The following is a 4,226-nucleotide window of genomic DNA, read 5'->3' as shown; positions in this document are numbered from 1 at the left end:
TTCTTGATCAGAAGCGGACCCGAGGTCAGGTGTGGCTCAAGATCGTCTGGCAGACCGGCGCAACCAGCGAGCATCACTTGCAACGGCGCGTTCACACCTACCGCGATTGCATCAACATTGATCGGTTGCGGTGATCGTCGAGTTGAATGCTGAACACAAAATGGATGCCGAGATCGCGGCAATACTCAATCAGGAAGGCTTCATCGCGGCCCTAGGCTGCGCGTTCAAAGGCAAGAACGTCTGGGTGTTGCGTACCCGCTGGGGCATTCCCACCGTCAAAATCAACGGCATGGCTGTCCCGCGGCGATCAGGATGGAAGGCAGCGTCAATCAAGGTGAGAGAGTTTCGCTGGGCTCGTGACGTAGGGAGGGCGTAGCCCGACCGGAGTTACGAGCCCAGCGTCGGCGCGATCCCGAGGAGGACCGCGCCGACTGGTGATCGCGGCCGGCGGGGTTATGCAAGTGGTTCTTCCGCCAAGAGGAATCACTCGCGTGCCCGGCCGACACATCACAGATCACCAGATGAGGCTCTACATGAAGTACCGTCAGACCGATAGCCCGCCAGTGGCGGCGGCCAAGGCATCATTCAGTGCGTCGACCGCCTATCGGATCGAGAGAGACCCCCGATTTCCATCGCAAAGGAAGGCGCCCCGCGGCCGGCGACGGCCGGACCCGTTGGGCGACGTGTTCGAGACCGAGATCGTCCCGATCCTGAAGGCGGCACCTGGCTTACGCCCGGTGGCGGTATTCGAGGAGATGCTACGGCGTCATCCGGATCTCGGCAGCGGTATCCGTCGTACCCTGGAACGTCGGATCCGTGCATGGCGGGCGATCCACGGCGAGGAGCAGGAGGTGATCTTCCGCCAAACCCACGAGCCTGGCCAACTCGGCCTCTCCGACTTCACAGACATGGACGAGTTGGGTGTTACGATTGGGGGTGCACCGTTGGATCGCCGATGACTTCGTGCCAGGTGTCGACCGGGAGCTGGCTGGTCACGATGGTGGAGGCTCGGCCGTGGCGGTCGTCGAGGATCTCGAGCAGATCGCGGCGCTCGGTAGCGGTGAGCACCGACAATCCCCAATCGTCCAGGATCAACAATTGGACGCGGCCAAGGGTTTTGAGCAAGCGCGCATGACGTCCATCGCCGCGTGCGAGCGCCAGTGCTTCGAACAATCTTGGGACGCGATGATAGAGGACCGAGCGATTGTCGCGGCAGGCCTTGTGGCCGAGAGCGCAGGCCAGCCAGCTTTTGCCGAGGCCGGTCGGCCCGGTAATGAGGAGATTCTCGTGGCGATTGATCCAGTCGCCGCTGACGAGCTTGGCGAAGACGGCCCGGTCGATGCCCCGCGGCGTGCGCCAATCGACGTCCTCCACGCAGGCATTCTGACGTAGCGCGGCGAGCTTGAGGCGCGTGGTGAAGCGCCTGGTGTCGCGTTCAGCGGCTTCGCGGTCGACCAGCAGACCGATGCGATCTTCGAACGGCAAAGCTTCGAGATCGGGCGATCGTCGCTGCTCCTCGAAGGCCTTGGTGCGCCACGACGGCGCGAAGGAGGAGGTAGATCAATTGACCTAAAACCTTCAAGCAGCCTTGCTGTGCAAGAGATGAGGGTAGGCCCCTCGGGCTCGGATTGCAGGATCAGAGTCCAAACCACCACAAGCTGCTTCGACACAACGGTCGAGGTGGTGAGCGTTGTTGGAAAAGGCGGGCGCAAGCCCGTCAGGTAACGCAGCTCTGGTCGGGCTACGCCCTCCTGACGCCGCGGTAAGATTGCCCCGCGCAAACACAACCCGGCATGAATCCACTTAGAATCCGCGGGGATCTGTCCAAATAACCCGAGCCACTTCTCAAATCAGTTGCCGAAGGTCATCGCAGGTGTCAGCGTCAACGACGGCAACGAGGTCGTCCAAGTGCCGGCAAACCACGCCGCCTGATCACCTCATCAACCAAAATCCCGCATAGCTCACTTTTGAGTCAGAGCCAGCGATTGGACGCCGATCGCCTCGGAAACGAGGTCAACGCCGAAACACACACACACACAAAAGAACTTTTTCTGATTCACGCCTCGACGGGAAGAATCCGGGATAGCTCATTCCCGCTGTTCGTCTCTCCTCCTCGGCAACATTGCTGCGAAGGCCCGAGCCCGATCCGCGGGCATGGCAAGGCTGTCGGCAAGGTCAGCTAGGCGCTGCTGGAGCGCGGGGGCAACCCCCGCCACGCCTGCGCCGAGGCCCTCCAGCGCCGCGAGGCGGTACGCGGGCTCTTCAAGCTTCTCGGTGATGTCGAGGAGGCGCTCCTGAAGCGCGGGGGCAACCCCCGCCACGCCCGCGCCGAAGCCCGCCAGAGCCCAGGCGCGGTGCGCGGGCTGTTCCAGCTTCTCGGTGATGTTGACGAGGCGCTGCTGGAGCGCGGGGGCAACCCCCGCCACGCCCGCGCCGAGGCCCGCCAGAGCTTGGGCGCGGTGCGCGGGCTGTTCCAGCTTCTCGGTGATGTCGACGAGGCGCTGCTGGAGCGCGGGGGCAACCCCCGCCACGCCCGCGCCAAAGCCCGCCAGCGCCGAGAGGCGGTGCGCGGGCTGTTCCAGCTTCTCGGTGATGTCGACGAGGCGCTGCTGGAGCGTGGGGGCAAGCACCGCCATGCCCGCGCCGAGGCCCGACAGAGCCCGGGCGCGGTGCGCGGGCTGTTCCAGCTTCTCGGTGATGTTGACGAGGCGCTGCTGGAGCGCGGGGACAAGCCCCGCTATGCCCGCGCCGAGGCCCGCGAGAGCCCAGGCGCGGTCCAAGGGATCGGCAAGCCCCTCGGCGATGTCGACGAGGCGCTGCTGGAGAGGGGGCGCAAGCCCTGCCACGCCCGGGCCGAGACCGCGCAGAGCCGCGTCGCGGTCCAAGGGATCGGCAAGCTGCTCGGTGAGGACAATAAGGCGCTGCTGGAGCGGGGGCGCAAGCCCTGCCACGCCCGGGCCGAGACCGCGCAAAGCCCAGGCGCGGTCAGTGGGCTCGGCAAGCTGCACGGCGATGTCGACGAGACGCTGCTGGAGCGGGGGCGCAAGCCTTCCCACGCCCGCGCCGAGGCCTACCAGAGCCCAGGCGCGGTGCGAGGGCGCTTCGAACTGATCGGCCAGGGAGACGAGGCGCTGGTGGAGTGCGGGCGCAAGCCCCGTCATGCCGGCGCGGAGGCCCCCGAGAGCCAGGAGCCGCTCCGCGGGGTCGTCCACACCCTCAACCAGACCGACGACATCCTCCTGCTGCGCCCCCGTAAGGCAATCGATGTTCGGCGCGAGTGATTGGAGCACGCCAGGCGCTAGCAGCGCAGCAAAGCGATCCGCGATGCCTGGTCGGCGCGCCGTCAACGCATTCCAGACGAACTGAACCTGGATAGCTCTCTGGCGCCGTTCGTGAACCTCCGCAGATAACCGGGTGGCGTCACGCAATTGGCGACTTGTTTGCGACATACTCACCAGGTCGATCGGCCTGAGCTTCTCGGCGACCATTTCGAACACGCCCGACGGTAAATGGAGTGAGTCGGGCGCTAGTCTGGTGAAGTTAGGCCGACCAAGGTCACCGATGAAGCGCGGGTTGTTGCTAGAGGAGGGAGCGCTGTCTCCTTGAGGTTCGCCGCGCGCCTGCTCGCCGACAAAGCAGGATGATTGGCCGGCTTGTTGAAAGCGAACAGCCGATCCCGGATCGTCCGGGCTACCAGCTTCGTGGGTGGGAAATCCCGAGATGGTGGCCTTGCCAGGCCCATCAATGCCTCTCATCATCCACCTCCTACAGACATCGAAGCGGTCGCGACTGCCGCATTGGGCGTATTCCTCTACTCCGTGCGGGAAGATAGAAGTCCACGACGTTCAAAACAAATTGCCGTTCATTATGAAGTCATATTTCATGACTATGCTAAAGACGTCGGAGATTTGTCGGATAAGGCATTTCCCTCGGCAGTTGAAACTGCGCCACCGGAGCTATACTTGGATCTGGGTGACGGGTCCGATCAGGCGGCGCGGACTTCAGCGGTCGGAATGACTTCGATTTCGTGCGCAAACTTTACCCCGGTATCACCTTAGGCAACTGATTTGTGCCCTTCAACCGTCGCCAGGTTTTAGATGCGGCGCCGACGAGCTTGAAGACCATCAACTTTGCTGTGTGGCGATAACGCGTCGGTTGTGAAGAACACGCAAGCCGTTGAGAGAGAATCGATTTTTGGCGAACAGACATGGTTCTGTTCGCAGGAT

2 protein-coding genes and 3 pseudogenes are annotated in these 4,226 nt (G+C 63.6%); 2 read left to right on the top strand and 3 right to left on the bottom strand.

The annotated features are described in order from the left end of the window. Positions 1-130 precede the first annotated feature (130 nt). Positions 131-376 carry a hypothetical protein gene (locus D6B98_RS39380; RefSeq protein ID WP_126262229.1) on the top strand — a complete coding sequence of 82 codons (246 nt, stop codon included), beginning with the start codon at positions 131-133 and terminating at the stop codon, positions 374-376. 115 nt (positions 377-491) lie between these two features. Beyond that, positions 492-938, top strand: a pseudogene (locus D6B98_RS39375) (IS21 family transposase); the annotation flags it as partial. 1 nt (position 939) lies between these two features. Here D6B98_RS39375 and istB read toward each other — a convergent pair. The 3 genes and pseudogenes from istB to D6B98_RS40640 all read right to left on the bottom strand — a co-directional run. Beyond that, positions 940-1,527, bottom strand: a pseudogene (gene istB, locus D6B98_RS39370) (IS21-like element helper ATPase IstB); the annotation flags it as partial. Between the two features lie 560 nt (positions 1,528-2,087). Further along, positions 2,088-3,755, bottom strand: a complete 1,668-nt coding sequence (locus D6B98_RS39365; protein WP_126262228.1) for an F-box protein — start codon at positions 3,753-3,755, stop codon at positions 2,088-2,090. 230 nt (positions 3,756-3,985) lie between these two features. Next, positions 3,986-4,226, bottom strand: a pseudogene (locus D6B98_RS40640) (hypothetical protein); the annotation flags it as partial.

This window comes from Bradyrhizobium sp. LVM 105, assembly GCF_003957705.1.
Classification (GTDB): domain Bacteria; phylum Pseudomonadota; class Alphaproteobacteria; order Rhizobiales; family Xanthobacteraceae; genus Bradyrhizobium; species Bradyrhizobium frederickii.
Note: the sequence above shows the minus strand (reverse complement) of the source record. Positions and strands in the feature narration are given on the sequence as shown.